At 51.2% G+C, this 621-nt stretch carries 1 rRNA gene; it reads right to left on the reverse strand.

Annotated features, from left to right (window positions below):
• Positions 1-621: ribosomal RNA gene (locus ACY65G_RS30575) — 23S ribosomal RNA — on the reverse strand; the annotation flags it as partial.

The raw sequence follows: 621 nt of genomic DNA on the forward strand, positions 1-621 counted from the left end.
TTCCTTCTCCCGAGTTCTCTCAAGCGCCTTAGAATACTCATCTCGCCCACCTGTGTCGGTTTGCGGTACGGTCTCGTATGACTGAAGCTTAGAGGCTTTTCTTGGAACCACTTCCGATTGCTACAGGATCAATGATCCTTCGTCCCAGTCCCTTGAATTACGTGCCCGGATTTGCCTAAGCACCTTCTATGAACCAGAAACTGACTATTCCAACAGTCAGACAACCTTCCGCGATCCGTCCCCCCATCGCATCATACGACGGTGCAGGAATATTAACCTGCTTCCCATCAGCTACGCATCTCTGCCTCGCCTTAGGGGCCGACTCACCCTGCTCCGATGAACGTTGAACAGGAAACCTTGGGCTTACGGCGTGCGGGCTTTTCACCCGCATTATCGCTACTCATGTCAGCATTCGCACTTCTGATACCTCCAGCATCCTTTACAAGACACCTTCGCAGGCTTACAGAACGCTCTCCTACCATATGTACAAGTACATATCCGCAGCTTCGGTGACTGGCTTAGCCCCGTTACATCTTCCGCGCAGGACGACTCGATCAGTGAGCTATTACGCTTTCTTTAAATGATGGCTGCTTCTAAGCCAACATCCTGACTGTTTTAGCC

Source organism: Pseudoduganella sp. jia 12 (assembly GCF_055502675.1).